Genomic DNA, 559 nt, shown 5'->3' with positions numbered 1-559 from the left:
CTCTGATTTGGCAAAATACCGCGACCCCACCCACCGAGTTTCCCGATGAAGCAGATGACCTTCGCCGACGCCGAGTACGCTGGCAAGCGCAAGCAAACCCGCAAGGAGTTGTTCCTGATCGAGATGGATCGGGTGGTGCCGTGGAAGGGCTTGATTGCTTTGATCGAGCCACATTATCCGAAAGGTGAAGGTGGCCGTCCGGCCTACCCGTTGATGGCGATGCTGCGTGTGCATCTGCTGCAGAACTGGTTCGGCTACAGCGATCCAGCGATGGAGGAAGCGCTGTACGAAACCACGATCCTGCGCCAGTTTGCCGGGCTGAACCTGGAGCGCATCCCCGACGAAACCACCATTCTCAACTTCCGCCGCTTGCTGGAGAAACACGAGCTGGCGGCCGGCATCCTCGCTGTCATCAATGGCTATCTGGGCGACCGCGGCCTGTCGCTGCGCCAGGGCACCATCGTCGATGCAACGCTGATCAATGCGCCCAGTTCGACCAAGAACAAGGACGGCAAGCGCGACCCGGAAATGCACCAGACCAAGAAGGGAAACCAGTATT

General features: G+C 59.2%; 1 pseudogene. It reads left to right on the top strand.

What is annotated here, in order from left to right:
• Window positions 1-45: 45 nt before the first annotated feature.
• A pseudogene (locus MCRY_RS22560) lies at window positions 46-559 on the top strand (IS5-like element ISPst7 family transposase); the annotation flags it as partial.

Origin of the sequence: Marivita cryptomonadis, from assembly GCF_002115725.1 — a bacterium.
In the GTDB taxonomy this organism is placed as follows: domain Bacteria; phylum Pseudomonadota; class Alphaproteobacteria; order Rhodobacterales; family Rhodobacteraceae; genus Marivita; species Marivita cryptomonadis.
The sequence above is the reverse complement of the archived record's forward strand: the minus strand, read 5'-3'. Positions and strand labels throughout refer to the sequence as shown.